The 24,268-nt window shown below is 52.6% G+C and carries 29 protein-coding genes; 14 read left to right on the top strand and 15 right to left on the bottom strand.

Annotated elements, in window-relative coordinates:
- Positions 1 to 61 precede the first annotated feature (61 nt).
- From lptB to Q4551_RS06745, 5 genes are read right to left on the bottom strand one after another with little or no spacing between them, the layout of a single operon-like run.
- Complete coding sequence (gene lptB / locus Q4551_RS06765) at positions 62 to 787, bottom strand: LPS export ABC transporter ATP-binding protein (protein WP_303432690.1); 726 nt, start codon at positions 785 to 787, stop codon at positions 62 to 64.
- Positions 784 to 1,320 carry a lipopolysaccharide transport periplasmic protein LptA gene (gene lptA, locus Q4551_RS06760; RefSeq protein ID WP_303432689.1) on the bottom strand — a complete coding sequence of 179 codons (537 nt, stop codon included), beginning with the start codon at positions 1,318 to 1,320 and terminating at the stop codon, positions 784 to 786. The genes lptB and lptA overlap by 4 nt, the downstream gene beginning before the upstream one ends.
- Positions 1,310 to 1,873 carry an LPS export ABC transporter periplasmic protein LptC gene (lptC, locus tag Q4551_RS06755; protein WP_303432687.1) on the bottom strand — a complete coding sequence of 188 codons (564 nt, stop codon included), beginning with the start codon at positions 1,871 to 1,873 and terminating at the stop codon, positions 1,310 to 1,312. The genes lptA and lptC overlap by 11 nt, the downstream gene beginning before the upstream one ends.
- The gene (locus Q4551_RS06750) at positions 1,873 to 2,844 is read right to left on the bottom strand and encodes a KpsF/GutQ family sugar-phosphate isomerase (RefSeq protein WP_303432685.1); all 972 of its coding nucleotides are present in this window, start codon (positions 2,842 to 2,844) and stop codon (positions 1,873 to 1,875) included. The genes lptC and Q4551_RS06750 overlap by 1 nt, the downstream gene beginning before the upstream one ends.
- Before the next feature lie 2 nt (positions 2,845 to 2,846).
- Positions 2,847 to 3,812, bottom strand: a complete 966-nt coding sequence (locus tag Q4551_RS06745; protein WP_303432684.1) for a calcium/sodium antiporter — start codon at positions 3,810 to 3,812, stop codon at positions 2,847 to 2,849.
- 207 nt (positions 3,813 to 4,019) lie between these two features.
- Between Q4551_RS06745 and Q4551_RS06740 the strand changes: the two genes are divergently transcribed.
- The 9 genes from Q4551_RS06740 to hisD all read left to right on the top strand — a co-directional run bounded on the left by Q4551_RS06740 (position 4,020) and on the right by hisD (position 10,856).
- Positions 4,020 to 4,832, top strand: coding sequence for an ATP-binding cassette domain-containing protein (locus tag Q4551_RS06740; RefSeq protein ID WP_303432683.1), 813 nt, complete (start codon positions 4,020 to 4,022; stop codon positions 4,830 to 4,832).
- A gap of 2 nt (positions 4,833 to 4,834) precedes the next feature.
- Entirely contained in the window at positions 4,835 to 5,617 is a 783-nt protein-coding gene (gene mlaE, locus Q4551_RS06735; RefSeq protein WP_303432682.1) for a lipid asymmetry maintenance ABC transporter permease subunit MlaE, read from the top strand.
- A 2-nt stretch (positions 5,618 to 5,619) separates the two neighbouring features.
- Complete coding sequence (gene mlaD, locus Q4551_RS06730; RefSeq protein WP_303432681.1) at positions 5,620 to 6,081, top strand: outer membrane lipid asymmetry maintenance protein MlaD; 462 nt, start codon at positions 5,620 to 5,622, stop codon at positions 6,079 to 6,081.
- A gap of 102 nt (positions 6,082 to 6,183) precedes the next feature.
- On the top strand, positions 6,184 to 6,843 hold the full coding sequence (locus tag Q4551_RS06725; RefSeq protein WP_303432680.1) for a phospholipid-binding protein MlaC: 660 nt from the start codon (positions 6,184 to 6,186) through the stop codon (positions 6,841 to 6,843).
- Positions 6,840 to 7,151, top strand: a complete 312-nt coding sequence (locus tag Q4551_RS06720; RefSeq protein WP_303432679.1) for a lipid asymmetry maintenance protein MlaB — start codon at positions 6,840 to 6,842, stop codon at positions 7,149 to 7,151. The genes Q4551_RS06725 and Q4551_RS06720 overlap by 4 nt, the downstream gene beginning before the upstream one ends.
- Positions 7,152 to 7,331: 180 nt before the next feature.
- A complete protein-coding gene (locus Q4551_RS06715; protein WP_303432678.1) occupies positions 7,332 to 7,577 on the top strand; it encodes a BolA family protein in 246 nt (81 codons plus the stop codon).
- Positions 7,578 to 7,591: 14 nt separating this feature from the next.
- Entirely contained in the window at positions 7,592 to 8,857 is a 1,266-nt protein-coding gene (gene murA / locus Q4551_RS06710; RefSeq protein WP_303432677.1) for a UDP-N-acetylglucosamine 1-carboxyvinyltransferase, read from the top strand.
- A 29-nt stretch (positions 8,858 to 8,886) separates the two neighbouring features.
- Positions 8,887 to 9,537, top strand: coding sequence for an ATP phosphoribosyltransferase (hisG, locus tag Q4551_RS06705; RefSeq protein WP_303432675.1), 651 nt, complete (start codon positions 8,887 to 8,889; stop codon positions 9,535 to 9,537).
- Positions 9,538 to 9,551: 14 nt separating this feature from the next.
- Complete coding sequence (gene hisD / locus Q4551_RS06700; protein ID WP_303432674.1) at positions 9,552 to 10,856, top strand: histidinol dehydrogenase; 1,305 nt, start codon at positions 9,552 to 9,554, stop codon at positions 10,854 to 10,856.
- A gap of 21 nt (positions 10,857 to 10,877) precedes the next feature.
- Here hisD and Q4551_RS06695 read toward each other — a convergent pair whose 3' ends face one another.
- Positions 10,878 to 12,056 (bottom strand): trypsin-like peptidase domain-containing protein, encoded by a 1,179-nt coding sequence (locus tag Q4551_RS06695; protein ID WP_303432673.1) that lies wholly within the window; start codon positions 12,054 to 12,056, stop codon positions 10,878 to 10,880.
- A 100-nt stretch (positions 12,057 to 12,156) separates the two neighbouring features.
- On the opposite strand from Q4551_RS06695, the gene Q4551_RS06690 reads away from it, so the two are divergent.
- From Q4551_RS06690 to Q4551_RS06675, 4 genes are all read left to right on the top strand, one after another.
- Positions 12,157 to 12,927, top strand: a complete 771-nt coding sequence (locus tag Q4551_RS06690; RefSeq protein WP_303432671.1) for a Nif3-like dinuclear metal center hexameric protein — start codon at positions 12,157 to 12,159, stop codon at positions 12,925 to 12,927.
- Between the two features lie 478 nt (positions 12,928 to 13,405).
- Positions 13,406 to 14,308 carry an MbnP family copper-binding protein gene (locus tag Q4551_RS06685; RefSeq protein WP_303432669.1) on the top strand — a complete coding sequence of 301 codons (903 nt, stop codon included), beginning with the start codon at positions 13,406 to 13,408 and terminating at the stop codon, positions 14,306 to 14,308.
- The gene (locus tag Q4551_RS06680) at positions 14,309 to 15,460 is read left to right on the top strand and encodes a methanobactin export MATE transporter MbnM (protein ID WP_303432667.1); all 1,152 of its coding nucleotides are present in this window, start codon (positions 14,309 to 14,311) and stop codon (positions 15,458 to 15,460) included.
- On the top strand, positions 15,432 to 16,643 hold the full coding sequence (locus tag Q4551_RS06675) for a hypothetical protein (RefSeq protein ID WP_303432665.1): 1,212 nt from the start codon (positions 15,432 to 15,434) through the stop codon (positions 16,641 to 16,643). Before Q4551_RS06680 ends, Q4551_RS06675 begins: the two co-directional genes overlap by 29 nt.
- Positions 16,644 to 16,855: 212 nt before the next feature.
- Here Q4551_RS06675 and rfbD read toward each other — a convergent pair whose 3' ends face one another.
- Genes rfbD through rfbA form a run of 3 tightly spaced genes read right to left on the bottom strand, consistent with a single transcriptional unit; the run spans position 16,856 to position 19,196 of the window.
- Positions 16,856 to 17,749, bottom strand: coding sequence for a dTDP-4-dehydrorhamnose reductase (rfbD, locus tag Q4551_RS06670; protein ID WP_303432664.1), 894 nt, complete (start codon positions 17,747 to 17,749; stop codon positions 16,856 to 16,858).
- On the bottom strand, positions 17,749 to 18,312 hold the full coding sequence (gene rfbC / locus Q4551_RS06665; RefSeq protein WP_303432663.1) for a dTDP-4-dehydrorhamnose 3,5-epimerase: 564 nt from the start codon (positions 18,310 to 18,312) through the stop codon (positions 17,749 to 17,751). Before rfbC ends, rfbD begins: the two co-directional genes overlap by 1 nt.
- Complete coding sequence (gene rfbA / locus Q4551_RS06660) at positions 18,312 to 19,196, bottom strand: glucose-1-phosphate thymidylyltransferase RfbA (protein ID WP_303432662.1); 885 nt, start codon at positions 19,194 to 19,196, stop codon at positions 18,312 to 18,314. Before rfbA ends, rfbC begins: the two co-directional genes overlap by 1 nt.
- A gap of 187 nt (positions 19,197 to 19,383) precedes the next feature.
- Here rfbA and rfbB point away from each other — a divergent pair, with 187 nt between their 5' ends.
- Complete coding sequence (rfbB, locus tag Q4551_RS06655; RefSeq protein WP_303432660.1) at positions 19,384 to 20,442, top strand: dTDP-glucose 4,6-dehydratase; 1,059 nt, start codon at positions 19,384 to 19,386, stop codon at positions 20,440 to 20,442.
- Between the two features lie 266 nt (positions 20,443 to 20,708).
- On the opposite strand, the gene ybaK is transcribed toward rfbB, so the two are convergent.
- The 6 genes from ybaK to ribE form a co-directional block, all read right to left on the bottom strand.
- Positions 20,709 to 21,182 carry a Cys-tRNA(Pro) deacylase gene (gene ybaK, locus Q4551_RS06650; RefSeq protein ID WP_303432659.1) on the bottom strand — a complete coding sequence of 158 codons (474 nt, stop codon included), beginning with the start codon at positions 21,180 to 21,182 and terminating at the stop codon, positions 20,709 to 20,711.
- A gap of 3 nt (positions 21,183 to 21,185) precedes the next feature.
- On the bottom strand, positions 21,186 to 21,521 hold the full coding sequence (locus Q4551_RS06645) for a DUF1653 domain-containing protein (protein ID WP_303432657.1): 336 nt from the start codon (positions 21,519 to 21,521) through the stop codon (positions 21,186 to 21,188).
- An 11-nt stretch (positions 21,522 to 21,532) separates the two neighbouring features.
- Positions 21,533 to 22,231 carry an SIMPL domain-containing protein gene (locus tag Q4551_RS06640; protein ID WP_303432656.1) on the bottom strand — a complete coding sequence of 233 codons (699 nt, stop codon included), beginning with the start codon at positions 22,229 to 22,231 and terminating at the stop codon, positions 21,533 to 21,535.
- 62 nt (positions 22,232 to 22,293) lie between these two features.
- Positions 22,294 to 23,271, bottom strand: a complete 978-nt coding sequence (gene thiL / locus Q4551_RS06635) for a thiamine-phosphate kinase (protein WP_303432655.1) — start codon at positions 23,269 to 23,271, stop codon at positions 22,294 to 22,296.
- A complete protein-coding gene (gene nusB / locus Q4551_RS06630) occupies positions 23,268 to 23,759 on the bottom strand; it encodes a transcription antitermination factor NusB (RefSeq protein ID WP_303432654.1) in 492 nt (163 codons plus the stop codon). The genes thiL and nusB overlap by 4 nt, the downstream gene beginning before the upstream one ends.
- Before the next feature lie 5 nt (positions 23,760 to 23,764).
- Positions 23,765 to 24,241: a 6,7-dimethyl-8-ribityllumazine synthase gene (gene ribE, locus Q4551_RS06625; protein ID WP_303432652.1), complete on the bottom strand. Its 477-nt coding sequence runs from the start codon at positions 24,239 to 24,241 to the stop codon at positions 23,765 to 23,767.
- Between the last annotated feature and the right edge of the window lie 27 nt (positions 24,242 to 24,268).

The raw sequence follows: 24,268 nt of genomic DNA, 5'->3' as shown, positions 1-24,268 counted from the left end.
TGCTTTTCATGGTGGCGAATGAAACAGCGCTGGGCATCATAGCCCTGCAAGCCGATAAGATTCAAAGATGGAAGTCATGACCAAGGTAGATAGCCCGAACCTGTTCGTTGGCGAGTACATCATCAGCGCTGCCTTCGGCAATTATGTGTCCACCGCCTACGATATAGGCTTTTTCACAAATTGCGAGAGTTTCGCGGACGTTGTGGTCAGTAATCAGTACGCCGATGCCACGTGCCTTGAGTTGACGAATGATATCCATAATGTCAGCGACCGAGATCGGATCAACACCGGCAAAGGGTTCATCCAGCAAAATAAAGGAGGGTTCGGCGGCCAGGGCGCGGGCTATTTCGACCCGTCGTCGTTCGCCACCAGACAGGGCCATGCCGAGGCTGGTACGAATGTGCTGAATGTGAAATTCATCCAGTAGCTGTTCCAGCTGTTGCTGACGTTGGGGTTTGTTCAGGTCTGACCGGGTTTCCATGATGGCCATGATATTGTCTTCGACGCTGAGTTTGCGGAAGATCGACGCTTCTTGTGGCAAGTAGCCAATGCCTTTCTGGGCGCGGCCGTGCATGGGCAGATGGCTGATATCGTCGTCATCGATACTGACACGCCCCTTGTCGGCTTGTACCAAGTTGACAATCATATAGAAACAAGTGGTTTTACCTGCGCCGTTAGGGCCCAGCAAGCCGACAATCTGTCCGCTGCTGACCGCCAGGGAAACGTCCTTGACGACTTCGCGGCCGTTATAGCTTTTGGCCAGATGTTCAGCCTTGAGCGTTTTCATGGTTGTACGTCCGTGTTGGGCTGGGGTTGGATAATCACTTGAATACGCTGGTTGTCGTCAGCGCCGCCAGTGCCACTGCCGGATGTTTCTGAGCCACTGGCTGAGACGGTTTCCTGTTCAATGTCATAGCGGATCAATTCGCCACTGAAGAGGTTGTTTTCCTGACGCAAGGCGGCGTCTCCCTTGAAGGCAATTTCCTTGCGGTCGGCGTAAAAATCAATACGTTTGGCCGTCGCTCTGGTGATCGGTTTGTTGCTGCTGACCTGTTGCTGGTAGCGAGCCGGTTGACCTTCGGCAATCGCTTGTTTGAGCGCCTTGCCATCCAGTATCAGTGTCAGACGATCGGACTCGATGGTCAGTGTGCCTTGCTTCAGTACGACATCGCCTTCGTAGACGACCATACCGGTCTTGCGATCGAGTTCGGCGCGGTCGGATTCGATGATCATTTCTTGTTGCCAGTCTTCAGGCAAAGCCTCGACCGTGGTCGCCAAGACACTGCCAAAAAACAGCAGGGCGGTCAGTTTATTGTACATACCGGGTACTCACGTGTGCTTGAAGGTCGAGATGTTGGCGCTTGATATCCAGCGTCATACCTGTTGCATGGGTGATGTTATTGCCATGACGAATGATGACAGGTTCAGAGGTTGAAGCGGTGGCTGATGCGGGCTGGTAAAGCAACAGGCTGGTGGTGATGCTGAATGTATCAGCGTTTTCTGCTGCCGTGGCCAGAGAGCGTATTTCCACCTGCTGGCTGAGTTCAACCTGGCTGTCGGTATCCATAATGCGGCCTGATTGAGCGCTGACTTGCCAGTGTTGCTGCGGGTCTGTTTGTGTCGTAATCACCGGGTTTTCCAGCCGGGTTTCCGATAATGACGGAATATGGCGAGAGCCATCGGCCGATAACATCTGTTGTAGCTGGCCATCCGCATCGTAACGACGGTGTTGTAATTGTTTGCCGTAATAATCCGGTTCAAGACTGGTCACCGGCGTTGCTGCCGTGACCAGCTCAGTGGTATAGCGCTCTACCGCCAGCAAGGCGAGGCCAACGGCCACTGCCAAGACCAGCAGCACATAGCGCTTGCGCATCAGATAACTCCAGCACGCAGCAAGTCGTGCATGGTGACAACACCACAAATATTCTGACCGTCGGTAACGACCAGGGCATTGATCTTGCCGTCTTCCATGATTTTTAACGCTTCGGCAGCCAGCATACCCGGGATGATGGTTTTGGCCTGGCGGGTCATCAGGTCTGAAATCAGGGCGGAGTGGATATCGACACCATGATCAATGGTACGGCGCAGGTCGCCATCGGTGAAAATACCCACCAATTCACCCGCTGCCGTTTGTACGGTGGTCATACCGAGACCCTTGGTGGTCATTTCCAACAGGGAGCGTGACAGGCTGGATTCGGGTCTGACGACCGGAATTTCCCGGCCGCTATGCATGATGTCTTCGACTTTTAATAACAAGCGTCGACCCAGACTGCCACCAGGGTGGGAAAAGGCGAAGTCTTCTGCCGTGAACCCACGGGCTTCCAGTAACGCAATTGCCAGGGCGTCTCCCAATACCAGAGCACTGGTGGTTGATGAGGTAGGCGCCAGGCCCAGCGGGCAGGCTTCAGAATCCACACTGGCGTTCAGGTGAGCAGCCGAGGCAAGGCCCAGGGTGGATTGCGGGTTACCGGTGATACTGATCAGGGGCACTGCCAGACGTTTCAACAGAGGCAACAAGCTGGTTACTTCGGCGGTTTCGCCGGAGTTACTCAGGGCAATCACCACATCGACGGATGTGATCATCCCCATATCCCCATGGCTGGCTTCTCCAGGGTGGACAAAAAATGCCGGGGTTCCTGTACTGGCCAGTGTAGCCGCAATTTTGCGACCAATATGGCCGGATTTGCCCATTCCTGACACAACAACCCGGCCTTTGCAGGACAGCATCAGCTGACAAGCAGTTTTGAAATTGTTGTCCAGCATGGCGGACAGGTTGTGAATCGCACGTTGTTCCAGTTCTATGGTACGTAGCGCCGACGACAGGAAATCAAATTCAGTGTTCATTGTTATCCATTACTTGTCATTACAAACAGAGTGGCCAGGTAGCCAAGGTAACTCAGTCCTAGCAGGCTGCCACTGAATCGTCCCATCACGCCACTGCGGCGATTGAGTACAAACAGCACCAGCAATGCCAGCGTCAATGACAGCATAACAGGCAGATCGCGATGCAGAGCCATCGGCTCGACCGCTACGGTAGCGATCAGGCCAGGCACTGGCATTACCGCGAGCAGGTTGAAAATGTTGGAGCCAATCACGTTACCGATGGCAATGTCGTGATGTCCTTTCAATGCGCTGGCAACAGAGGCCGCCAGTTCTGGCAGGCTGGTGCCAATGGCGACGATGGTCAGACCAATCACCAGGTCACTGACCCCAAAGTTATGGGCAATGATGGTTGCGCCCCAGACCAGAGCCTTGGAGCTGGCCATCAGGCAGACCAGTCCGGAGACGAGCCAGAAAACAGCCATTTTGGTGGGCAGCGATTCAATTTCTGCGGCTTCATCTTCGTCGACAATGGGTTCACCACTCTCATCGGACTCCTGGAACAGGATGTACATGGTGGCGACCAGACCGGCCAGCAGAAGGAGGGAATCAACATAACTCAATTCCAGGTCGGCCAGTGTCAAGCCCGCCAGAATGCTGACCAGCAACAACAGTGGCAGCTCTTTGCGCAGTAATTTCTTTTTCAGCGGAATCGGGCTGACCAGCGCCGTAATCCCCAGTACCAGGCCAATGTTGGTGATGTTGGAGCCGAGGGCATTACCCACAGCCAGGTTGCCAACACCATCCAGAGTTGCGACGGCAGAGACAAACAATTCAGGAGCGGATGTGCCAATGGAAACAATCGTCAGCCCCACCATTAGCGGTGACATGCCAAGGCGGCGAGCTGTTGCTGCAGCTCCAAGGACAAATTTGTCGGCACTCCATACCAGGACAACCAAGCCGATTAAGACGGCAACCAGTGCTGTGATCATGATGCTCCTGCAGACAGACTCTGCTCAGACGTACTTGATGATAGAAGAGGCCGCATTGTACCGGAGGGGCGCAGAGGCGCAATTGGAACAATGCGTTTTGTTGCAGGTGAAAGACATCACAAAAGCGGCGTTGGTTCTGAAGGATCAATCCGCTATGCTAGCGCTCACTTTAAATCCCGTATTTCCGGCCCGGGAAAGGACGCTTTCATGGTGGTTGAGCAACCCTACATTTCGGTGCGTGATCTGGTCTTTACACGCGGCGACCGGCTGATCTATGACGGCCTGTCTGTTGATTTCCCCCGTGGCAAGGTGACGGCTATTATGGGCCCGAGCGGTACCGGGAAAACAACCCTGTTACGTTTGATCGGTGGACAATTGACCCCAGACCAGGGCTCGATCGTGCTGGCGGGGGAGGAAATCACCACGCTCAAGCGCCCGCAATTGTTCGAATTACGCAAACAGAAGATGGGGATGTTGTTCCAGACAGGTGCCCTGTTTACCGACCTGAACGTTTTCGACAACGTCGCATTTCCTTTGCGTGTTCACACTGATTTGCCGGAATCCATGATTCGGGATCTGGTACTGATGAAATTGGAAGCCGTTGGTTTACGCGGTGCCCGTAATTTGAATCCTGCTGAATTGTCCGGTGGTATGGCGCGTCGTGTGGCATTGGCCCGTTCCATCGCCATGGATCCGGAACTGATCATGTACGATGAGCCTTTTACCGGGCTCGATCCTATTTCGATGGGTATGATTGTCAAATTGATCAGGGGACTGAACAAAGCCCTTGGCTTGACCAGCTTGCTGGTCTCTCACGATGTAGAGGAATGCTGTGGCATTGCCGATTACCTCTGCCTGGTATCCGGAGGCAAAGTAATTGGCTTCGGTTCACCAAATGAGCTGTTACATGAAGGCTCCGATGAAGTTCGGCAGTTTCTCAGCGGCGACCCGGATGGGCCTGTGCCGTTTCATTATCCGGCAAATGATTATCGTGAGGATATTTTGGCAGGAGGTAACTGAGCATGCTTGAGCGATTGCAGTTGCTGGGCCGCAAAGGCTTGTCTTCAATTGAAGCCCTCGGTTCCGCTTCGCTGCTGTTATGGCACTCCCTGTCCTGGGGTGGGCCGGGCAGTGCTAATTTTTCCGATCTTATACGTCAGCTTTTTGATGTTGGTGTACGCTCGCTGAGCATTATCGCCGTGGCCGGTTTTTTTGTCGGCATGGTGCTGGGGCTACAGGGTTACACCATTCTGGTTGATTTCGGCTCCGAAGCCGCACTGGGGACGATGGTATCGCTGACCCTGTTACGCGAGCTGGGACCGGTAGTGACCGCTCTGTTGTTTGCCGGGCGAGCAGGTTCTGCCCTGACGGCGGAAATCGGCTTGATGAAAGCCACCGAGCAGCTGTCGGCGATGGAAATGATGGGGGTTGACCCGCTGAAACGCGTGATCACACCGCGCTTGTGGGCCGGTATTATCTCTATGCCATTGTTGGCGGTGATTTTCAGCACCGTCGGCATCTGGGGCGGGGCGTTTGTCGCAATCGATATGCTGGGCATTGATGAAGGTGCCTATTGGGGCAATATGCAGGCATCGGTTGAATTTTATAACGATGTGATCAAGGGAGTGATCAAGTCAATTGCGTTTGGCTGGGTGGTGACCTGGATTGCAGTCTATCAAGGCTACGCATCAATGCCGACGTCTGAAGGTATTGGTAAGGCAACAACCCAGACGGTGGTGATTTCCTCGCTGGCGGTATTGGGACTGGATTTTGTACTGACAGCAGTCATGTTTGGAGGCGTTTAATTATGCAAAAGCGTTCTATAGAACTCACCGTTGGGGCTTTTGTGGTGATTGGTATTCTGGCGCTGGTACTGATGGCTCTCCGCGTCAGTGGCTTGTCGATGAGCGATGCCGGAGATACCTATACCATCAAGGCCCGTTTTGAAAATCTGGGCGGGCTGAATGAGCGAGCCAAGGTATCCATGGCCGGTGTGACCATTGGCCGGGTTACCCGGGTTTATCTGGATAAGGAATGGTACTCTGCAGTGGTTGAAATGGAAATCACCAAGGATATGAGTACCCTGACCAGCGACACCTCCGCAGCCATTCTGACCGCGGGTTTGCTGGGCGAGAAGTATATTGGCCTGACTGTTGGGGCTGAAGACGATTATCTGCAAGAAAACGATTGGATAGAAGATACCCAGTCAGCTCTGGTGCTTGAAGAGCTGATCGGACGTTTCCTGTTCAGCAAGGCGGAAGAAGGCTGACAAATGCTTTGATCTGATGGTCGCTGTCATTTTCAGGTCATGACATAACAATAAACTGGCACTACATGAAGAGAGGGAAATATCATGATTCGGTGGCTATTAATGGCTATGGTTTTGCTGTCCCCTGTGTCTGGAGTACAGGCTCTGGAATCGGAAGCACTGGGTGAACACGCGCATGAAGTGGTACGCAGAGTAACAACCCGGGTTATGGAAAATATCAACACCAATCGCGACTTGTACGAAAGTGACAACGCCAGGTTCTACTGGGAATTGGAAGACGTACTGGGTCCAATGGTGGATTTTCGTCGTTTGACTCGCAAGATTATGGGGCGGCATTACTTCGATGCCAGCAAGGCGCAGCGTCAGCGTTTTGCCCGTGCCTTCAAGCGCAGTTTGCTGAGTTCTTATGCGACGGGGCTGATTGAATTTACCGATTATGAAGTGCGTATGTTGCCTCCGCGCAAGGATTTTGAACATACTTCTTCCAACACCCTGGTCGATCTTGAAGTAATCACTCCCAGTGGTCGGATATTCCCGATTACCCAAAGCATGTATTACGACCTTTCCGCCTACTCCTGGAAAGCGCAAAACGTGATTGTGAATGGCATTAATATCGGCCAGTTATTCAATGAGCAGTTCACCCAGTTGGTTGACGATAAAAACGGCAATATCGGTGCCGCGATTGAACAGTGGATTGATGATTTACAAGAACAGGGCCGCGAGCTGCGTAAACGCGCCGTGATAAATGGTACGCAATCATGACCCGACTTGACGCAGTATCAGCCAGCCTGGCCTGTATTGGTGGAGACTTGCTAGCCTCCACCGTGGTCGAGCTGATGGAGCCAGGGCGTGACATGATCCGCCGTAGCGGTGGTGAGTGGTGTCTGGATATGGCCGATGTCGATCGGGTTTCCAGTGCCGCGGTGGCGTTATTGCTCGATTGGATGAGAACGGCACAGCAGGCGGATGTCAGCATGACTGTCCGTGCGGTACCGGAACGTTTATTGCCGATTCTGCGAATCAGTGATCTCGAAGGGCTGTTTGCTGAGATTCTGGTGGCCGAAGCATAACGACGGCATCCTGGTGAACGTGTCTGGAGCGGTGGGCTGGGTTACAAAGTCCGCCAGAAATAGTGAACACGGCACACGAACTATGGCCGAATATCGCTGGAGGTTCCCCCTTCCACTTATTCTGGCCCTCTAAATCCGCTATCATTCCCCGCTTTCCAATTCCCTGATTGGTGGAGTGTTATGGCGCCGTCTGCAATATCCGAGATTCTGACCTTGTTGAATACCCAATTGCCCGATATTCAATGGCATGTTGATGGCGATGGCTATCAATATCTGGTTGAAGGAGTCGGTGATCATTTTGAAGGCCTTAACGCAGTCAAACGCCAACAAGTGGTTTACCAGGTGTTGAACCCTCTGATCGCCGCTGGCTCACTGCACGCAGTGACCATCCGTACTTTCACCAGCGCTGAGTATGCTGCGCGCTGATTTTTGGAAAATACATGGAAAAATTGCAAATTGTTGGCGGTAATCGGCTGTCTGGCGATGTCCGGATTTCCGGAGCCAAGAACTCCGCACTGCCGATTCTGGCGGCTACCCTGTTAGCCGAAGGCGTCATGCGGGTTGGCAACCTGCCTCATCTGCACGACATCACGACCATGCTGGAGCTATTGGGCTGCATGGGCGTCGAGGTCGCAATCAACGAAGACATGTCGGTAGAAACCAACTGTCGCAATATCAAAAGCTGCGTCGCTCCCTACGACCTGGTGCGTACCATGCGAGCATCGATTCTGGTACTTGGGCCATTGTTGGCCCGTTATGGGGAAGCCGAGGTGTCATTACCCGGAGGCTGTGCGATTGGCAGCCGCCCGGTCGACCTGCATTTGCGCGGTATGGAAGCAATGGGCGCCCACGTGGACGTGATGGATGGTTACATCAAGGCCCACGTGCCCGGTGGCCGCTTGCACGGAGCGAATATTTTTCTGGATATGCCGACCGTTACCGGCACAGAAAACATCCTGATGGCGGCAGTATTGGCGGACGGGCGCTCCGTCATTACAAACGCGGCCCGGGAACCGGAAGTGGTGGATCTGGCCAACTGCCTGATTGCCATGGGGGCCAGGATTCAGGGTGCAGGCAGTGAGACATTGATCGTCGATGGTGTAGAAACCTTGCATGGCTGCAGCTTCGATGTATTGCCAGACCGTATCGAAACCGGCACCTATCTGGTCGCGGCAGCGGTTACCGGTGGTTGTGTCAGAACCCACCATACCGATCCGTTATTACTGGATGCGGTGCTGCTGAAACTGCAGGAAGCCGGTGCCGAGATCACTACGGGTGAGGACTGGATCCAACTGGATATGACTGGCCGTCGCCCCAAGGCGGTGAATATCCGTACCGCACCACACCCGGCTTTCCCCACCGATATGCAAGCCCAGTTTGTGGTTTTGAATGCCGTGGCCGAAGGGGTCGGCACTGTTGTTGAAACTGTCTTTGAAAACCGCTTTATGCATGCCCAGGAGCTGGTGCGCATGGGGGCGGACATTCATGTCGAAGGCAATACCGCAACGATTACCGGTCGTGAAACCCTGAGTGGTGCTCCGGTGATGGCCACCGACTTGCGGGCGTCGGCCTCGCTGGTACTGGCGGCACTGGTCGCTCACGGCACCACCGACGTCAACAGCATCTACCACATCGACCGTGGTTACGAATGCATCGAAGAAAAATTTCAGCAGCTGGGTGCCCATATCCGTCGAATTTCCGGCTGACAGGCACATCACACTAGATTGAGGACATCATGACCCAACCGCTTACCATTGCACTCTCCAAGGGACGCATTCTGGATGACACTCTGCCATTGCTGGCCGAGGCAGGTATTCATCCGGCGGAAGATATTCAAAAAAGCCGCAAGCTGATCTTTGATACCAATCATCCGCATATCAAGCTGGTGGTTATTCGTGCGACGGACGTGCCGACTTATGTGGAATACGGTGCCGCGGATCTGGGTGTCTCCGGCAAGGATGTGCTGATGGAATACAACAGCGACAATCTGTGTGAGCCGCTGGATTTGAATATTGCGACTTGTCGCTTGATGACCGCCGCCATCAAGGGAACCGAGCTACCCGAAGGGCGACTCAAGGTAGCGACCAAATTTGTTAATGTCACCAAGCGTTATTTTGCTGAGCAAGGGCGCCAGGTCGATATTATCAAGCTGTATGGTGGTATGGAGCTGGCTCCGATTATGGGGCTGGCCGATCTGATTGTGGATATTGTTGATACGGGTAACACCCTCAAGGCCAATGGTCTGGAAGCACGTGATCTGATTGCACCGGTCAGTTCACGACTGGTTGCCAGCCGTGCGGCGATGAAAGTAAAACATGCCCAGATTCAACCCATTATCGATTTGATTGGCGCAGCGGTTGAGCGTCAACAGCAGCAAGCCAAATAACCGGGGAGAACCGCATGACCTTATCTATTCGTCGATTCAGCTCTGCGCAGGACGATTTTGCCAGCCAGATGGATGCGCTGTTGTCGTGGGAATCGGTATCCGATACCGGCGTCCAGCAGGCTGTTACCGACATCGTTAACGATGTGCGTCGTCGTGGTGATGCCGCCGTCATTGAATACACCAACAAGTTTGATCGCATGGACGTTACCGCCATGGCCGATCTGGAATTGAGCCAGGAGCAGTTGCAAACCGCTCTGGACGGCCTGCCCGACGACCAGCGCAGCGCCTTGTTGGCCGCCGCGGAACGTGTCCGGGCTTACCACGAACACCAGAAGCAGGATTCCTGGCGTTACAGCGAAACCGACGGCACGGTACTGGGTCAGAAAATCACTCCGATGGATCGTGTTGGTATCTACGTTCCCGGCGGCAAGGCAGCCTATCCGTCCTCGGTGTTGATGAATGCGATTCCGGCCCACGTGGCGGAAGTGCAGGAAATCATCATGGTGGTACCAACTCCCGACGGTGAACTGAACCAGCTGGTGCTGGCGGCGGCGGCGGCGGCGGGTGTATCCCGTGTCTTTACCATTGGTGGCGCCCAGGCTGTCGCTGCGTTGGCCTATGGCACCGAGACCGTCCCTGGCGTGGACAAGATTGTTGGGCCGGGCAATATTTATGTCGCCACCGCCAAACGTATGGTGTTTGGTCAGGTCGGTATCGACATGATTGCCGGGCCGTCAGAAATCCTGGTGGTCTGTGATGGTGGAACCAATCCGGACTGGATTGCCATGGATCTGTTCTCGCAGGCAGAGCACGACGAAGATGCCCAGTCGATTCTGGTATCTACCGATAGCGATTTCCTTGATCAGGTGACTGCCAGCATCAACACGTTGCTGCCGACCATGGAGCGGGCCGATATTATCCGTACCTCTCTGACCAACCGTGGCGCACTGATTCATGCCAGCTCCGAAGACGATGCCGTGGCCATTATCAACCGCATTGCACCAGAGCATCTGGAATTGTCGGTGGCTGACCCGGAAGCCTGGCTGCCGTCAGTTCGGCATGCGGGGGCTATCTTTATGGGTCGTTACACCGCAGAAGCGCTGGGGGATTATTGCGCAGGGCCAAACCACGTCTTGCCGACTTCGGGCACGGCGCGCTTTTCATCCCCACTGGGTGTGTACGACTTCCAGAAGCGCTCTTCGCTGATCATGTGCTCAGCTGACGGCGCTTCAGAATTGGGTCAAGTGGCTTCTACCCTGGCGCGTGGGGAGTTTCTTACTGCCCATGCCCGCTCAGCGGAATACCGCATCAAGGATTGATGCCGTTGCAGTGGTCGGTACTCAGTCAGCAGCCGGTATGGCGTCGCTGTTCTGGGTACCACGCTGACCGGCAATCGCTTCGGTTTGAGCCAGTTTGCCATCACGAATAAAGTCCAGCAGGATTTTGTCCCCGGGGTGCAGAATGGCAATCTGGTTCATCGCCTTGCGGGCGTCCTTGGTATCCATCTGGTTGATCTTGACGATGATATCGCCGACCGTCAGCCCGGAAAGATCCGCCGGACCATCCTGATAGATCCCCGTCACTATCAAGCCTTCCAACGCCTCCGGTAATGCCAGGGCATCCAGTAGCTTCGGTGTTGCTTCCTGGACTTCGATACCGAGCCAGCCCCGAATCGCGATACCGTGCTGCGAGATATCCGTCAGTGCTCGCTGGGCAACGGCAACAGGGATCGCAAAACCAATACCTTCGCTGCCACCGCTTTGGGAATAAATCGCGGTATTGATACCGACCAGCTCACCTTTGGCATTGATCAGTGCACCACCGGAGTTACCCGGGTTGATGGCGGCATCGGTTTGGATATAGTTTTCGTAGGTATTCAGCCCCAGCTGGTTACGACCGGTTGCCGAGACAATGCCCAGTGTCACGGTCTGGCCGACACCAAACGGATTACCAATGGCGAGCACCACATCGCCGACCCGCAGGTGTTCATCATGAGCGACCGGGATAATCGGTAAATCTGGCATGTCGATTTTCAGAATCGCCAGATCGGCTTCTGGATCAGAGCCGATCAGGGTGGCACTGGCTTCGCGGCCATCGTGCAGGGCGACCACAATCTGGTCGGCGTCCTTGATAACATGATTATTGGTGAGAATATGACCCTCGGTAGTCATGATCACGCCAGAACCCAGGCTGGACTGCAAGCGTTCGTCAGGTTCCGGCGTCGTATTAAAAAAACGCTGGAACAGCGGATCATCAAACAAAGGGTGCTGTTTGCGTTTGACTACCTTGCTGGTGTAAATGTTGACGACAGCGGGGGCTGCTCGCTCCACGGCATCGGCATAACTGGTGACCATGCCGGTGGATGATTGGGCACTGTGTTGAATGGCGGCGGCTGGTTGTCCTGACTCACGCGCTGTACTGGTTACCCATTGTGGGGCCCAAAGCAGAATCATCAGGGCAACACACAGGCCGACCAGTGATGGCACCAGCATGGTGTGGACAAAAGAATATCGAGGCATGTAAGCAAGTCTCCACGGGGTTGCGAGCAAGCCGCAGGTTCAAACAATCAGCGCTATTATTACTGGCTAACAAATTTAACAGAAATAAGTGAGGTGCATCATGTTCGATGGCGCAATTGAACGCCAGCAACTGCTGACGTATCTGAACCAATTGTTGCAAAACCGCCACATTAGGGATTATTGCCCAAACGGTCTGCAAGTCGAAGGCCGGGATCGTATCCGGCATATCGTTACCGGCGTAACGGCCAATCAGGCGTTGATCGATGAGGCCATTGCTCTCGGTGCAGATACCTTGCTGGTGCATCATGGTTACTTCTGGAAAGGCGAAAATGCCTGCATAACCGGTATCAAACGCGAACGACTGAAAGCCTTGCTGGCCCATGATATCAACCTGCTGGCTTATCACTTGCCGCTGGATATTCACCCGGAACTGGGTAATAACACTCAGCTGGCCGATATACTGGAACTGACCATTACTGGCCCCATTGATCCGCTGGATACCGCCACGCCGGGTCTGATCGGCCATCTACCCAAGCCGATGACTGCCAGTGAATTTTCCCAGTGGATTGGCGAATGTCTGGATCGGACACCGTTACATATTGGCGAAGATGAAGACATCATCGAAACCGTTGCCTGGTGTACCGGTGGTGCCGAGGGGTATTTGCAGCTGGCCATCGATGCCGGTGTTGACGCTTATATTACCGGTGAAATCAACGAACCGGCGGTGCATCTGGCACGGGAAACCGGTACCCATTTCTACAGTGCCGGTCATCATGCCACCGAGCGTTATGGTGTGCTGGCGCTGGGACAGCAGCTGGAAGCCGAGTTGGGTATCAAGGTCACATTTATCGATATTGATAATCCAGTGTGAGCCCGGAGGCTGGATAACAGCATCAATTTGCCATTGCCGATCGAAGATACATACGGCTTGATTTTATCTCGACAGAATTCTTGCTGCTTGTATCTTGTACGATGCCAGGTGTCGGATATATTGATCGATTTATAAATAAAAAATATTGAATCGGGAATACGAGCAAAAGCCACCAAAACAGTTTATATCAAAGCAGAGGTGCACGATATTGATCAGCCCGCTGACGACTCTGTAAATAAGGGTAGAAGGAGATATGGGTATCATCAAGTCATGATGTTTCAATATCGCCGGAGATTGTGAATATAACCCATGGCGTTATGCGAGTGAAAAGCGCTGTATTCCATTTTGGCTCACAAGTTCCCTTGCTGTGACACAGTGTCGCACGGTATGGATTTGCTTGGATGCTCCCGGCATTATCGCTTGCCAGCTGGAGCATACCAGCACCAAATTATAAATCTTATCCGGTAAGGACACATTTATGCGCATTATCTCCACAACTCCTGGCACCAGACTACTAACCACTCTAAGCGTTATGGCTACCAGCGTACTACTGGCCAGTTGCGGTAGCGACAGTAGCAATGATAGCGACTCGGACGCCAGTGCCGAGACCGTCAGCTACAGCTTGCAGTTTTCGGCGTCAGTCGGTGCTGAAGAGATGGCGTGTGGGGAGCATACAACTCTGGTTGGTACCGCAGACGATGGCAACGGCAGCCTGCCTTCAATCAAGGATTTCCGTTTGTATGTCTCGGATGTTCAAGTCGCGACTGACGATGGTGAGTTTGTCAGCCTGACGCTGGATAGCAGTGACTGGCAGTATGAAAACGTAGCTCTGCTGGACTTTGAAGATGGTAGTGATACCTGTACTTCATCCACCACTGCCATGAACAGTGTGATCACAGGGACAGCTCCTGAAGCCGACTATAGCCGGGTGCGCTTTACCGTGGGTGTACCAGAAGACTTGAACCACCTGGATAGTGACACAGCGGTTTCACCACTGAATATCAGCGGCCTGCACTGGAGTTGGGCTGGCGGCTACAAACATGCCCGCCTGGATGTGGTTGACTGGAATATTCACCTGGGTACCACCGGTTGCACACTGGATGAAAATAACGACAATCTGGATTGTACCGACTCACGTCCCAACCGCCCGACCTACACCTTTTCGAATGTGACGCTGGCAAGCAGCACCATCAACTTTGATTATGCTGCGCTGGTTGCTGATTCGGATATCACAACCGATGAAGGTGGTGCAACGGGCTGTATGTCGAGCGCTACCGACCCTGAGTGTGCCGAGATCTTCACCAATCTGGGGCTGGATGTCACCACGGGCCAATGCCTGGATGATGACTGTGATTCACAAACCTGGGTTACGGTTGAATAAATGGCACTGAGTCATTGGTATGCCGGGGTGCTGGGAGCCTGTGGGCTACTTCTGGTGGGTTGCCAGTCATCCGATTTTGATCTGCAGCTGGAGCAGGAAGCCGAAGGGGTCACCCTGCTGCAACTCAGCAGTGAGGGTGGCTTTGTGCTGCCCGCGATTCCGGATGACAACCCACTGACGGATGCCAAGATCACCCTTGGACGTTATTTGTTTTACGATACCCGACTGTCGGGCAACCAGACCCAGAGTTGTGAAAGCTGTCACTTTCAGGAACTGGCCTTTACGGATGGCAAGGTCGTGCCGACCGGATCGACCGGTGATGATCTGGTGCGTAATTCCCAGACCTTGACGAACGTGGCGTACAACGGCACCTACACCTGGTGGAACTCGATTTTTACCAGTATCGAGCTGCAACTGGCTATTCCTCTGACGGGTGATACACCGGAAGAGTTGGGGATTAACGACGCCAATCTGACGGAAGTGCTGGATCGCTTCCGTAATGATGAAGACTACCAGACCCTGTTTGCCGATGCCTTTCCATCGGAAAGCGACCCCTTTACCCTGACCAATATAACCTACGCATTGGCTTCTTTTACCCGGACGATGGTGTCTGACCGCTCACCTTACGACAATAATGAGCTGTCCGATTCGGCTCGTCGGGGAGAGACCCTGTTCTTCTCGGAAGAGCTGGAATGTTTCCACTGCCATAATGGTTTCAATTTCTCCAGTTCAACCATTACCACCAATACCCGCTTCCCGGAACGACCATTTTTTAATACCGGTTTGTACAATATCGATAATCAGGGCAGTTACCCTGAGGACAATACCGGCAAATATCAGGTTACCGGGGACTGGAATGATATGGGTGCTTTCCGGCCACCGACGCTACGCAATATCGAGCTGACAGCGCCTTATATGCACGACGGTTCCATGGAAACACTGGAAGAAGTTCTGGAATTTTATGCTGATGGTGGACGTAATATCACCTCTGGTGAGTACAGCGGAGATGGACGTGATAACCCGTATAAAAGCAGTTTTGTCAGCGGATTTGACCTGTCGGACGATGACAAAACAGATCTGATCAATTTTCTTCACAGCCTGACTGACCAGGAATTTATTAGCGATGAGCGTTTTTCCAACCCGTTTGAATAATATCTGCTGCGTTATGGCAGTTACCGGCCTGGTGGTTCTCCCGGCAGTCGCCGACAGCGGTCATCAGCACGGACATGCTGCTGCCAGCGAGAGCGGGGATAATGCTACGCCATGGCAGCTGGATGTGATGATGGGCTATCAGAATATGTCTTCTCCAGTCATTGCCGGTTTTTTGCCCTATGACACACATTATCTCAGTGCTGGGGTCAGCTTGCAGCATGTGGATATTGGTCGGTCTTTCCAATTGCCGGATCAGCATCTGTATGGGCGAGCAGTGTTGTCATATCACAGCAGCAGTACCGAGGTGCATGAAGCCTGGCTTGGTCATCAAGCTGGTAACTGGGAGATGCGGGCAGGGCAGCAGCTGGTGGATATCGGTTGGTTGAATCGATTACATGGCCATTCGCGCCGGTTCGCCGAGTTACCTCTGGTGTATCAGGCATTGTGGGGTGGTGAGTGGTCAGAAGGCGAAGCCCGGTTGGCTTATCAGGGGCAGTGGTCGGAGCATTGGCAGTGGCGAACTACCGCCAGTGTGTTGGGTACCAGCCAGATGGCTACCACCGATGATGGTGGTGCTGCCATGATCACCGCTCAAGTCGGTACGCGTTACGGCCAATGGCAACACCTGTTCAAGCTGGATGTTTATGGTGCTGAGGTTGGTCAGCGAGGCATGCAGCTATTTGCCACCAGTTCGGAAAGCCATACCCATGGCTCAGCGGCGACCGAATACTTTGATGGTCAAGTGAGCCATATTGCTCTTGGCTGGAGCAGTGAATGGAAAAACACCCTGGGTGTGTGGCAGTTGCAGGGCGAGTATCAGCAGCGACAGGAAGAAGGTGATCTCAGTAGTGCTGACGGACAAACCACGGATGCCAGTGCGGCGCTGGATTTACGCAGTTGGGGGGCCTATCTGGATTTGTCATGGCAACAACGCACATTGGAAGCGGGCCTGCGTTGGCAGATGATAGGCAGTGATGTTGCGCTGAGCGAATTATCCAGTGATGACCTTGAAGACTCGATTCTGAATCACGAAGACCGTAGCCCAAGTTACCTGAATATGCTGGTGGCCTGGCATCTGCCCTTGCCTGGCAGCAAGCTGCGTTTGCAATATAACGTGCCGCTGGCGGATGCTTTGGCATTACCAAGAACGCAGCTGCAATGGGTACACAGCGTCGCTTTCTAGATGAGCGTGCTGTCACTCCGGCCTTGGGTCAGCTGTGCTGGCTGTTGATGCTTCCTGAGCGAGACCGAACGGATCATAAAAGGCTTTATGATCCGATCCGCAAAGGCTAAAGACTCCTGAGCTTTGGTCTGCATACGGCGAGTTTCAAACGTAGGGTACGCTGATGCCGAAAAAGTAATTGGGTCTAACGGTACTGATTGAGTAACAAGATGTTATCTCACCCCTTCCGCTTTAATACTTTCAAGCACTGCTTGTAACCCAGCTTTCCAGTTTGACGGCTCGACGCCTGCTGCCACTACTTTAGAGCAATCAAGTACCGAAAATACGGGTCTGGTCGCCGGAGTCGGGTATTCGGAAGAGGGAATCGCTCCCAAGGTAGGGCATCGCTCAATCAAGCCGACAGCCAAAGCCTGTTGATGAATTTCTCTGGCAAATGCCCACCATGACACTGCGATATCACCGGCAAAATGATAAAGGCCTTTCACTTCAACCTTCCCTTTTTTCTCACGTTGTTGCATCAGTGAGTAAATTGCCCGGGCTATATCACCGGCATAGGTAGGGCAACCTATTTGATCTGCCACCACCGACAATTGGTCTCGTTGCTGGGCTAACTTGACCATGGTTTTGACAAAGTTATTTCCGTACTCACTGAATACCCAAGCTGTTCTGAGAATGATCGCTTCCGGACAAATCTTGAACACCGCCTGCTCACCAGCTAGCTTGGATGCGCCATAGACAGACTGAGGGTCGACTGCGTCAGTCTCTTTCCATGCAATGCGTCCTTCGCCAGAAAACACATAATCGGTGGACACATGTATAAAATGAGCAGTATTGCCGGCACACCAGGAAGCCAATAAAGCAGGGCCGGTTTCATTAACCTTGTAGGCTGAATCATGTTCTGATTCTGCTTTATCAACTGCGGTATAGGCCGCGGCATTAACAACAACATCGGGCTTTATGGCACTTAGTACGTTATTGACAGTTGCCTCATCGGATATATCCAGTTCTGACGATGACAAGGCATGAAACTCTTCACCATGGCTTGTCAATAAGCGGGACATACTCTGCCCCAATTGACCATTGGCTCCAGTAATCAACCAGCGCATCAAACACTCCTTGTTGCTGCTAGCTGAGCCAGCGTAGGGGCAACTGCATCTTTACCAGACAGCTGGACTTCTACATCACCCAGCTCGCTCAAAGGCCATTCAATAGCGACCTCCGGGTCGTTCCATATAAGACTGCCTTCATCGGCAGGATCATAGTAGTCGGTGCATTTGTATTCAAAGTCTGCAGCGTCTGAAAGCACCAGAAAGCCATGAGCCAATCCAGGTGGAACCCAGAATTGGCGCTTGTTTTCCTCGCTCAAAATAACGCCTTCCCACTGCCCAAACGTGGGAGAACCTGGGCGTATATCAACGGCTACATCGAAGACTGATCCGCGAATAACCCGTACGAGCTTGCCTTGAGGCTTTGACTTCTGAAAATGAAGCCCTCGTAATACCCCTTTTCGGGACCGGGAATGATTGTCCTGTACAAAGGTTGCATTGATACCTGCCATATCACGGTAACGATTGTCCTGAAATGTCTCCAGGAAAAAGCCTCTCTCATCCCCAAAAACTTTAGGCTCAATCACAACAACACCGTCAATCGAGGTTTGAATCACATTCATCAGGCTTGTGCCTCCTTCAGAATTTTGAATAGGTATTGACCATAACCTGTTTTTTTCAAAGCAGTAGCTTCGGCTTCCAGTTGTTCTGCGGTGATCCAGCCATGATCAAATGCAATTTCTTCCAGGCATGCTATTTTGAAGCCTTGGCGCTGTTCAATGGTATTCACAAACATACCAGCTTCAATCAAGGAGTCATGAGTACCAGTATCCAGCCAGGCAAAGCCTCGGCCCAATACTTCAACATTCAGCTTGCCGGCTTCCAGATACATGTTATTGATATCTGTGATCTCAAGCTCACCACGAGGAGAAGGCTTCACGGCTTTGGCGACATCGACGATATTGTTATCGTAGAAATACAAACCGGTAACGGCATAGCTGGACTTTGGCTTGATTGGTTTTTCTTCAATGGAAAGTGCCTTGCCATTACTATCAAACTCGACCACCCCAAAGCGCTCAGGATCACTTACGTGATAGCCAAAAACAGTGGCTCCATCTTTACGCTTGGCGGCATTGATAAGATTGTCACTAAAGTGCTGACCATAAAAAATGTTGTCGCCCAACACCAATGCAGCCGGTGCTCCAGCCAGAAATTCTTCCCCGATCAGGAATGCCTGGGCCAATCCATCAGGGGATGGCTGCACCGCGTAGCTAAAACGCACTCCGTATGCTTCACCAGACCCTAGCATGCGCTGGAAAGATGGCATATCTTCTGGGGTGGAAATAATAAGAATCTCTCTGATACCTGCCAACATAAGTACAGAGATGGGGTAAAAAATCATTGGTTTGTCATAGATTGGTAACAATTGTTTGGAGACACCTCGTGTGATGGGGTGCAATCGTGTCCCGGAACCTCCAGCCAAGATAATGCCTTTATATGAACTCATTTTCTCTCCAAATGTATTTTATGAGCATGTATGCTACATTTATTGGCGGACCAATCAAGATGAAATTGACTAGCCGATGCAGTATCTTTAACTTGTATGATTGTTTTCGGATAATGGAAAGCAGAGAAGATCAAAAAAGACAACGCCTTAAAACAGCAAAATATATACCTAACTTGAGTCAAGCACAATGAAATTTCTAGTCACTGGCGGAGCCGGTTTTATCGGAAGTGCCGTCGTCCGACACCTGATCAATGCAACAGACCACACTGTCATTAATCTGGACTGCCTCACTTATGCTGGCAATCTGAATTCACTGGATTCAATATCTCAGAATGAACGTTACACATTCACAAAAGTAGACTTGAGAAATGCCGACGCGGTAAAAGACACACTCGAAAAATACCAGCCAGACATCATCATGCACCTGGCTGCTGAAAGTCATGTCGATCGTTCAATCGACAGCCCCGATGACTTTATTCAAACCAATGTTATTGGAACATTCAACTTACTTGAAGCCGCTCGAAAGCTTTATTCAACACTCCCAGAGGAACGGCAGCAACAGTTCCGGTTCCATCACATATCCACTGATGAAGTATATGGTGACCTGGAAGGTACGGATGACCTGTTTACCGAAAATACACCATACTCTCCCAGCTCTCCATACTCAGCCAGTAAGGCATCATCTGATCATTTGGTGAGAGCGTGGGGCCGTACCTATAACTTGCCAGTAGTTGTCACCAATTGCTCTAATAATTATGGACCTTTTCATTTTCCTGAAAAATTAATTCCACATGTAATTTTAAATGCATTGCAAGGGAAATCATTGCCTGTATATGGAACAGGGGCTCAAATTAGAGATTGGCTTTATGTGGAAGATCATGCGAGAGCTCTAATAACCGTTGCGACCCAGGGGGAAATTAATGAAACCTATAATATTGGTGGTCATAACGAAAAATCCAATCTGACTGTAGTGGAAACAATCTGCAGTTTGCTGGAAGAGCTGGCACCTGAAAAACCAGCAGAAGTGCAATATTACCGAGACCTGATTACTTTTGTAAAAGACCGGCCTGGACATGATCAGCGTTATGCGATTGATGCCACTAAAATACAAAAAGAGCTTGGTTGGGAACCGATGGAAACCTTCGAAAGCGGAATCCGAAAAACGGTTCAGTGGTACCTGGAAAATGAAGACTGGTGGTCGTCTGTATTAAATGGAGATTACAGATTGGAACGACTCGGAAATTAGTGAAATCTTGTTGCTTGCTGGAATAGCTTTCGTCTATTGATTTGGCTGATATATATGTACCGACGTTGGACAGCGAGGCGTGCAGCTATTTATTACCAGTTCGGAAAGCCATATCCATGGCTCACGAGTACTATGATGATCAAGTGAGCCATATTGCCCTTGGCCGGAGCGTAAATGGAACAACGCCTGACGGTGATGAGTGTACTGTCACGCCGGCCTTGGGTCAGCTGTGCTGGTTGTGTGTGGATAATGACAATACGACCGCGTCAGTGACTAATCGCGGCGAACGTTCCTTGAGTTAATGCCAGTAAATCAGCCGGAGCCAACTCAATCTCCAGCCCACGCCGACCGGCACTGACGTTGATTGTTGTTTGCGGCTCGGCGGAGCTGTCGAGTACGGTAGGCAGTTTCTTTTTCTGTCCTAACGGGCTGATTCCTCCAACGACATAGCCGGTTGTTTTTTCTGCGATAGCCGGATCGGCCATCTCGGCTTTTTTGGCCCCCAGTGCTTTTGCGATGGCTTTCAGATTCAGCTTTTTGTTCACCGGCAGAATGGCAACCGCCAGGGTACTTTTGTGACCACCAAGGCTGACCAGCAAGGTTTTGAAAACCTGTGACGGGGCGAGGCCGAGAGCTGCAGCGGCTTCTTCACCCCAGGATGCTGCTTTGGGGTCGTGTTGATATTCATGCAAGCTAAAACGGACAGCGGCTTTTTTGGCCGCATTAACAGCGGGGGTCATACGTCAATTATCCTCTGTTTGAGCCATTGATGGTGTCGAGGTATTGGTTGTTGTGGAGTCTGCTTGTTCCATTGGCCCCTGATAGTCAAATCGAGCCAGTATTTCCCCTGCGACCTCGACGGTTTCCATAAACATTTCGTACGGCCGTACCCAGTGACTGAAGTCACCGTAAAGCGTGCGGTAATGCACCAGCCATTCGTTGGTTTCGCTATGGCGAACCAGCCCAAATACCTCGTAATCCTGACCCTTGTAATGACGATAGCGCCCAGGACGTAATGGTTCAGGGGCTGGCGGGATTGGCTTGTGGGACGTTGTGTTCGCGGTTGACGTTTGGCTCATGTCTACCTTCCTTATTCAAGTTCAAACCGGACATCAACACTGGCGCTGATGGTTTGTTTCTGTACCAGCATTGGAGCGCTTTGTTTGCTGCTGACAGACATTTCGCGCATGGCATAAACGGGCTGATTGATACGTGAGCCGCTTTCGCTGATAGCCAGTACATCCCCCAGCTCACTATTCAGCGTAGTGGCCATCAAGTGAGCTTTGTCTTTGGCTTTTAACAAGGCGTTTTGTAATGCCTGGTTTTCCAGAGCATCACGATTGTCAAAACGGAACTGGCTCTGGCTGATTTGTACCAGCGGGTTCTGCATCAGTTGGTGGACCAGGTCACCGTAGTTGCCCAGATCACGCAGAGTAATTTCTATCCGGCGGGTGACCTGCTCGCCGGTATAGGTACGGCTTTTATCAATCCACTGGTATTGGGGGTAGTTCGAGATTTGTTCCGCACGGACATGCTCTTCGGCGATATCCAGTTTGCGAGTTACCGCCATCAATTGATGAAAGCTGTCGTCGACCTGCCGTTTCGCGGCGGCCAGAGTGGGCTGGATATCGCTGATTGAGAGATTGAGCAGCAAATAATCCGGATTTGCCTGAATATCAGCACTGGCAGACACCTGGACGTAGGCAGGTTCACCGGCCAGGGCGGGTTGGGATAACACAGCTGTAAGCGGCAAGCATAACATCAGGGCGGTGCGGGTAAGGCGTATCATAAGAGTTCCTTTTCGTTTGATGTTCGTCTGGAGATTTACTGTGTCTCTGACTCTGTAATGAGCTAGAAGTGCTGATAGCCGGACGTTGTCAATTGCACTGGTTGGTCCTGTAGTAACACGGTAACTGTCGGCTGCTGATCATTGATCTTCGACTGGCACTGGCCGATACGGGTCAAGGGCACGTCCAGCTGTTGTGCCAGTGTCGCAATACGTGTCTGTTGATCCGCCGGTGCCGTGAACAACAATTCGTAGTCATCACCACCGCTCAGGCAGTCGGGCCAGCCAGGATGACCGAGTGCAACAGCTGTTGGAATGTGTTCGCCGGTCAATGCCAGGTTAACGGCTGAGGCGGTAGCAATATGGTGGGCATCTTGTAACAGCCCATCAGAAATATCCAGTGCTGCTGTCGCGATGCCTAACAGCGACTGGCCCAGAGTTAACCGTGGCGCTGGGTAATAATAGGCGGCGGCCAAGCCGGTGTGGATGGCCGGATTGGCGAGTACCATGGGTAATGCCAATGCCGCTTGCCCAAGACAACCACTGACCCAGACATCGTCCCCTGCCTGGGCCCCACCACGAGTCAGCCCGCGGGGATGTGAGAGTGCCGGTACCCAGCCTTGAACCAGCAGGCTGATCACCAGCGCTGGCCCGCGTGTGGTATCACCACCGAGCAGGGTGATACCGCATGCAGTGGCCGCATCCCGTAAACCACGGGCAAAATCATCAAGCCAGTCCGGTTGGTTGTCAGGCAGGGTGAGACCGAGTAAAAAACCTTGCGGGGAGGCCCCCATCGCCGCCAGGTCACTGACAGCACAGCGCAAGGCGCGCTGGGCAATCAAATGGGCAGGGGCATTGGCGGGGAAGTGAACATCGGCAACCTGGGTATCCAGGCTTTGTGCCAGATGCTGATCGGCTGGCGGAGCAATGACGCTGGCATCGTCACCTATACCAAGCAGAGTGGCCGCATCTGTCGGATACCCCTGAGTAAAACAGCGCTGTATCAGTTCAAATTCAGAACTGCCGGGCTGTTGTCTGCTCACTGCTCCTGGTTGTCTCGCCGTTGGGCGCCACCACGGGCACCTCGGATTTCAACGCCCCGTTCGCGCTGGGCCAGCTTGTCGAGGACGCCATTGATGTACTTGTGACCATCGGTAGCGCCAAAGACTTTGGCCAGCTCGACCGATTCGTTGATAACGACCTTGTAGGGTACATCCGGACGGCGGCACATTTCGAAAGCCCCAAGGCGCAGAATGGCCAGCTCAACTGGCGTCATCTCATCAAGGCGGCGATCCATCAGCGGCGCAATTTTCTCATCCAGGGCTGAGCGCTCACGGGGGACGCCGTGGAGTATGTCGTGGAAATACTCCAGGTCGACCTTGCTCATATCGTTATCGGCACGAAATTCCGACTCGATCTGGGTCAGATTGGCCCCGGCGATTTGCCATTGGTACAGCGCCTGCAAAGCAAAAGCACGTGCTTTGCGGCGGGCAGCGGGACTGGGTTTATGGTTGCCAGAAGCACGTGACATGCGGATCAGGCCTCCAGGGCGGACAGCAGGGAAACCATTTCAAAGGCAGACATCGCAGCTTCTTCCCCTTTGTTACCTGCCTTGGTGCCTGAGCGTTCAATTGCTTGCTCAATACTATCGACGGTCAGGACACCGAAGGACACCGGTACACTGTATTCCAGTGAGACGCTGGACAGTCCTTTGGTACATTCACCCGCGACGTATTCAAAGTGTGGGGTGCCACCACGAATCACGGCACCGAGTGCGATAATGGCATCGTAGCGTTCGGATGATGCGATGCGTTGCACAACCAGAGGAATCTCGAACGCACCGGGCGCACGAATAATGGTGATGTTTTCTTCATCAACGCCGTGACGCAACAGGCTGTCGACTGCGCCTTCGAGCAGGCTTTCAACAACAAAGGCATTCCAGCGGCCAACCACAATGGCGTATTTGCCGTCATTCGGGGTGAGGTTGCCTTCAATAGTTCTGATCTGTTTCATGTGTATTTCCAGTTCGTAATCGGTGGT

This window comes from Oceanobacter sp. 5_MG-2023 (assembly GCF_030548165.1).
Lineage (GTDB): Bacteria > Pseudomonadota > Gammaproteobacteria > Pseudomonadales > Oceanobacteraceae > Oceanobacter.
Note: the sequence above shows the minus strand (reverse complement) of the source record. Positions and strands in the feature narration are given on the sequence as shown.

Bases quoted from the DNA above. Each gene is read 5' to 3' on its own strand.
- lptB (WP_303432690.1), bottom strand. From the start codon at position 787: ATGAAAACGCTCAAGGCTGAACATCTGGCCAAAAGCTATAACGGCCGC.
- lptA (WP_303432689.1), bottom strand. From the start codon at position 1,320: ATGTACAATAAACTGACCGCCCTGCTGTTTTTTGGCAGTGTCTTGGCG.
- lptC (WP_303432687.1), bottom strand. From the start codon at position 1,873: ATGCGCAAGCGCTATGTGCTGCTGGTCTTGGCAGTGGCCGTTGGCCTC.
- Q4551_RS06750 (WP_303432685.1), bottom strand. From the start codon at position 2,844: ATGAACACTGAATTTGATTTCCTGTCGTCGGCGCTACGTACCATAGAA.
- Q4551_RS06745 (WP_303432684.1), bottom strand. From the start codon at position 3,812: ATGATCACAGCACTGGTTGCCGTCTTAATCGGCTTGGTTGTCCTGGTA.
- Q4551_RS06740 (WP_303432683.1), top strand. From the start codon at position 4,020: ATGGTGGTTGAGCAACCCTACATTTCGGTGCGTGATCTGGTCTTTACA.
- mlaE (WP_303432682.1), top strand. From the start codon at position 4,835: ATGCTTGAGCGATTGCAGTTGCTGGGCCGCAAAGGCTTGTCTTCAATT.
- mlaD (WP_303432681.1), top strand. From the start codon at position 5,620: ATGCAAAAGCGTTCTATAGAACTCACCGTTGGGGCTTTTGTGGTGATT.
- Q4551_RS06725 (WP_303432680.1), top strand. From the start codon at position 6,184: ATGGCTATGGTTTTGCTGTCCCCTGTGTCTGGAGTACAGGCTCTGGAA.
- Q4551_RS06720 (WP_303432679.1), top strand. From the start codon at position 6,840: ATGACCCGACTTGACGCAGTATCAGCCAGCCTGGCCTGTATTGGTGGA.
- Q4551_RS06715 (WP_303432678.1), top strand. From the start codon at position 7,332: ATGGCGCCGTCTGCAATATCCGAGATTCTGACCTTGTTGAATACCCAA.
- murA (WP_303432677.1), top strand. From the start codon at position 7,592: ATGGAAAAATTGCAAATTGTTGGCGGTAATCGGCTGTCTGGCGATGTC.
- hisG (WP_303432675.1), top strand. From the start codon at position 8,887: ATGACCCAACCGCTTACCATTGCACTCTCCAAGGGACGCATTCTGGAT.
- hisD (WP_303432674.1), top strand. From the start codon at position 9,552: ATGACCTTATCTATTCGTCGATTCAGCTCTGCGCAGGACGATTTTGCC.
- Q4551_RS06695 (WP_303432673.1), bottom strand. From the start codon at position 12,056: ATGCCTCGATATTCTTTTGTCCACACCATGCTGGTGCCATCACTGGTC.
- Q4551_RS06690 (WP_303432671.1), top strand. From the start codon at position 12,157: ATGTTCGATGGCGCAATTGAACGCCAGCAACTGCTGACGTATCTGAAC.
- Q4551_RS06685 (WP_303432669.1), top strand. From the start codon at position 13,406: ATGCGCATTATCTCCACAACTCCTGGCACCAGACTACTAACCACTCTA.
- Q4551_RS06680 (WP_303432667.1), top strand. From the start codon at position 14,309: ATGGCACTGAGTCATTGGTATGCCGGGGTGCTGGGAGCCTGTGGGCTA.
- Q4551_RS06675 (WP_303432665.1), top strand. From the start codon at position 15,432: ATGAGCGTTTTTCCAACCCGTTTGAATAATATCTGCTGCGTTATGGCA.
- rfbD (WP_303432664.1), bottom strand. From the start codon at position 17,749: ATGCGCTGGTTGATTACTGGAGCCAATGGTCAATTGGGGCAGAGTATG.
- rfbC (WP_303432663.1), bottom strand. From the start codon at position 18,312: ATGAATGTGATTCAAACCTCGATTGACGGTGTTGTTGTGATTGAGCCT.
- rfbA (WP_303432662.1), bottom strand. From the start codon at position 19,196: ATGAGTTCATATAAAGGCATTATCTTGGCTGGAGGTTCCGGGACACGA.
- rfbB (WP_303432660.1), top strand. From the start codon at position 19,384: ATGAAATTTCTAGTCACTGGCGGAGCCGGTTTTATCGGAAGTGCCGTC.
- ybaK (WP_303432659.1), bottom strand. From the start codon at position 21,182: ATGACCCCCGCTGTTAATGCGGCCAAAAAAGCCGCTGTCCGTTTTAGC.
- Q4551_RS06645 (WP_303432657.1), bottom strand. From the start codon at position 21,521: ATGAGCCAAACGTCAACCGCGAACACAACGTCCCACAAGCCAATCCCG.
- Q4551_RS06640 (WP_303432656.1), bottom strand. From the start codon at position 22,231: ATGATACGCCTTACCCGCACCGCCCTGATGTTATGCTTGCCGCTTACA.
- nusB (WP_303432654.1), bottom strand. From the start codon at position 23,759: ATGTCACGTGCTTCTGGCAACCATAAACCCAGTCCCGCTGCCCGCCGC.
- ribE (WP_303432652.1), bottom strand. From the start codon at position 24,241: ATGAAACAGATCAGAACTATTGAAGGCAACCTCACCCCGAATGACGGC.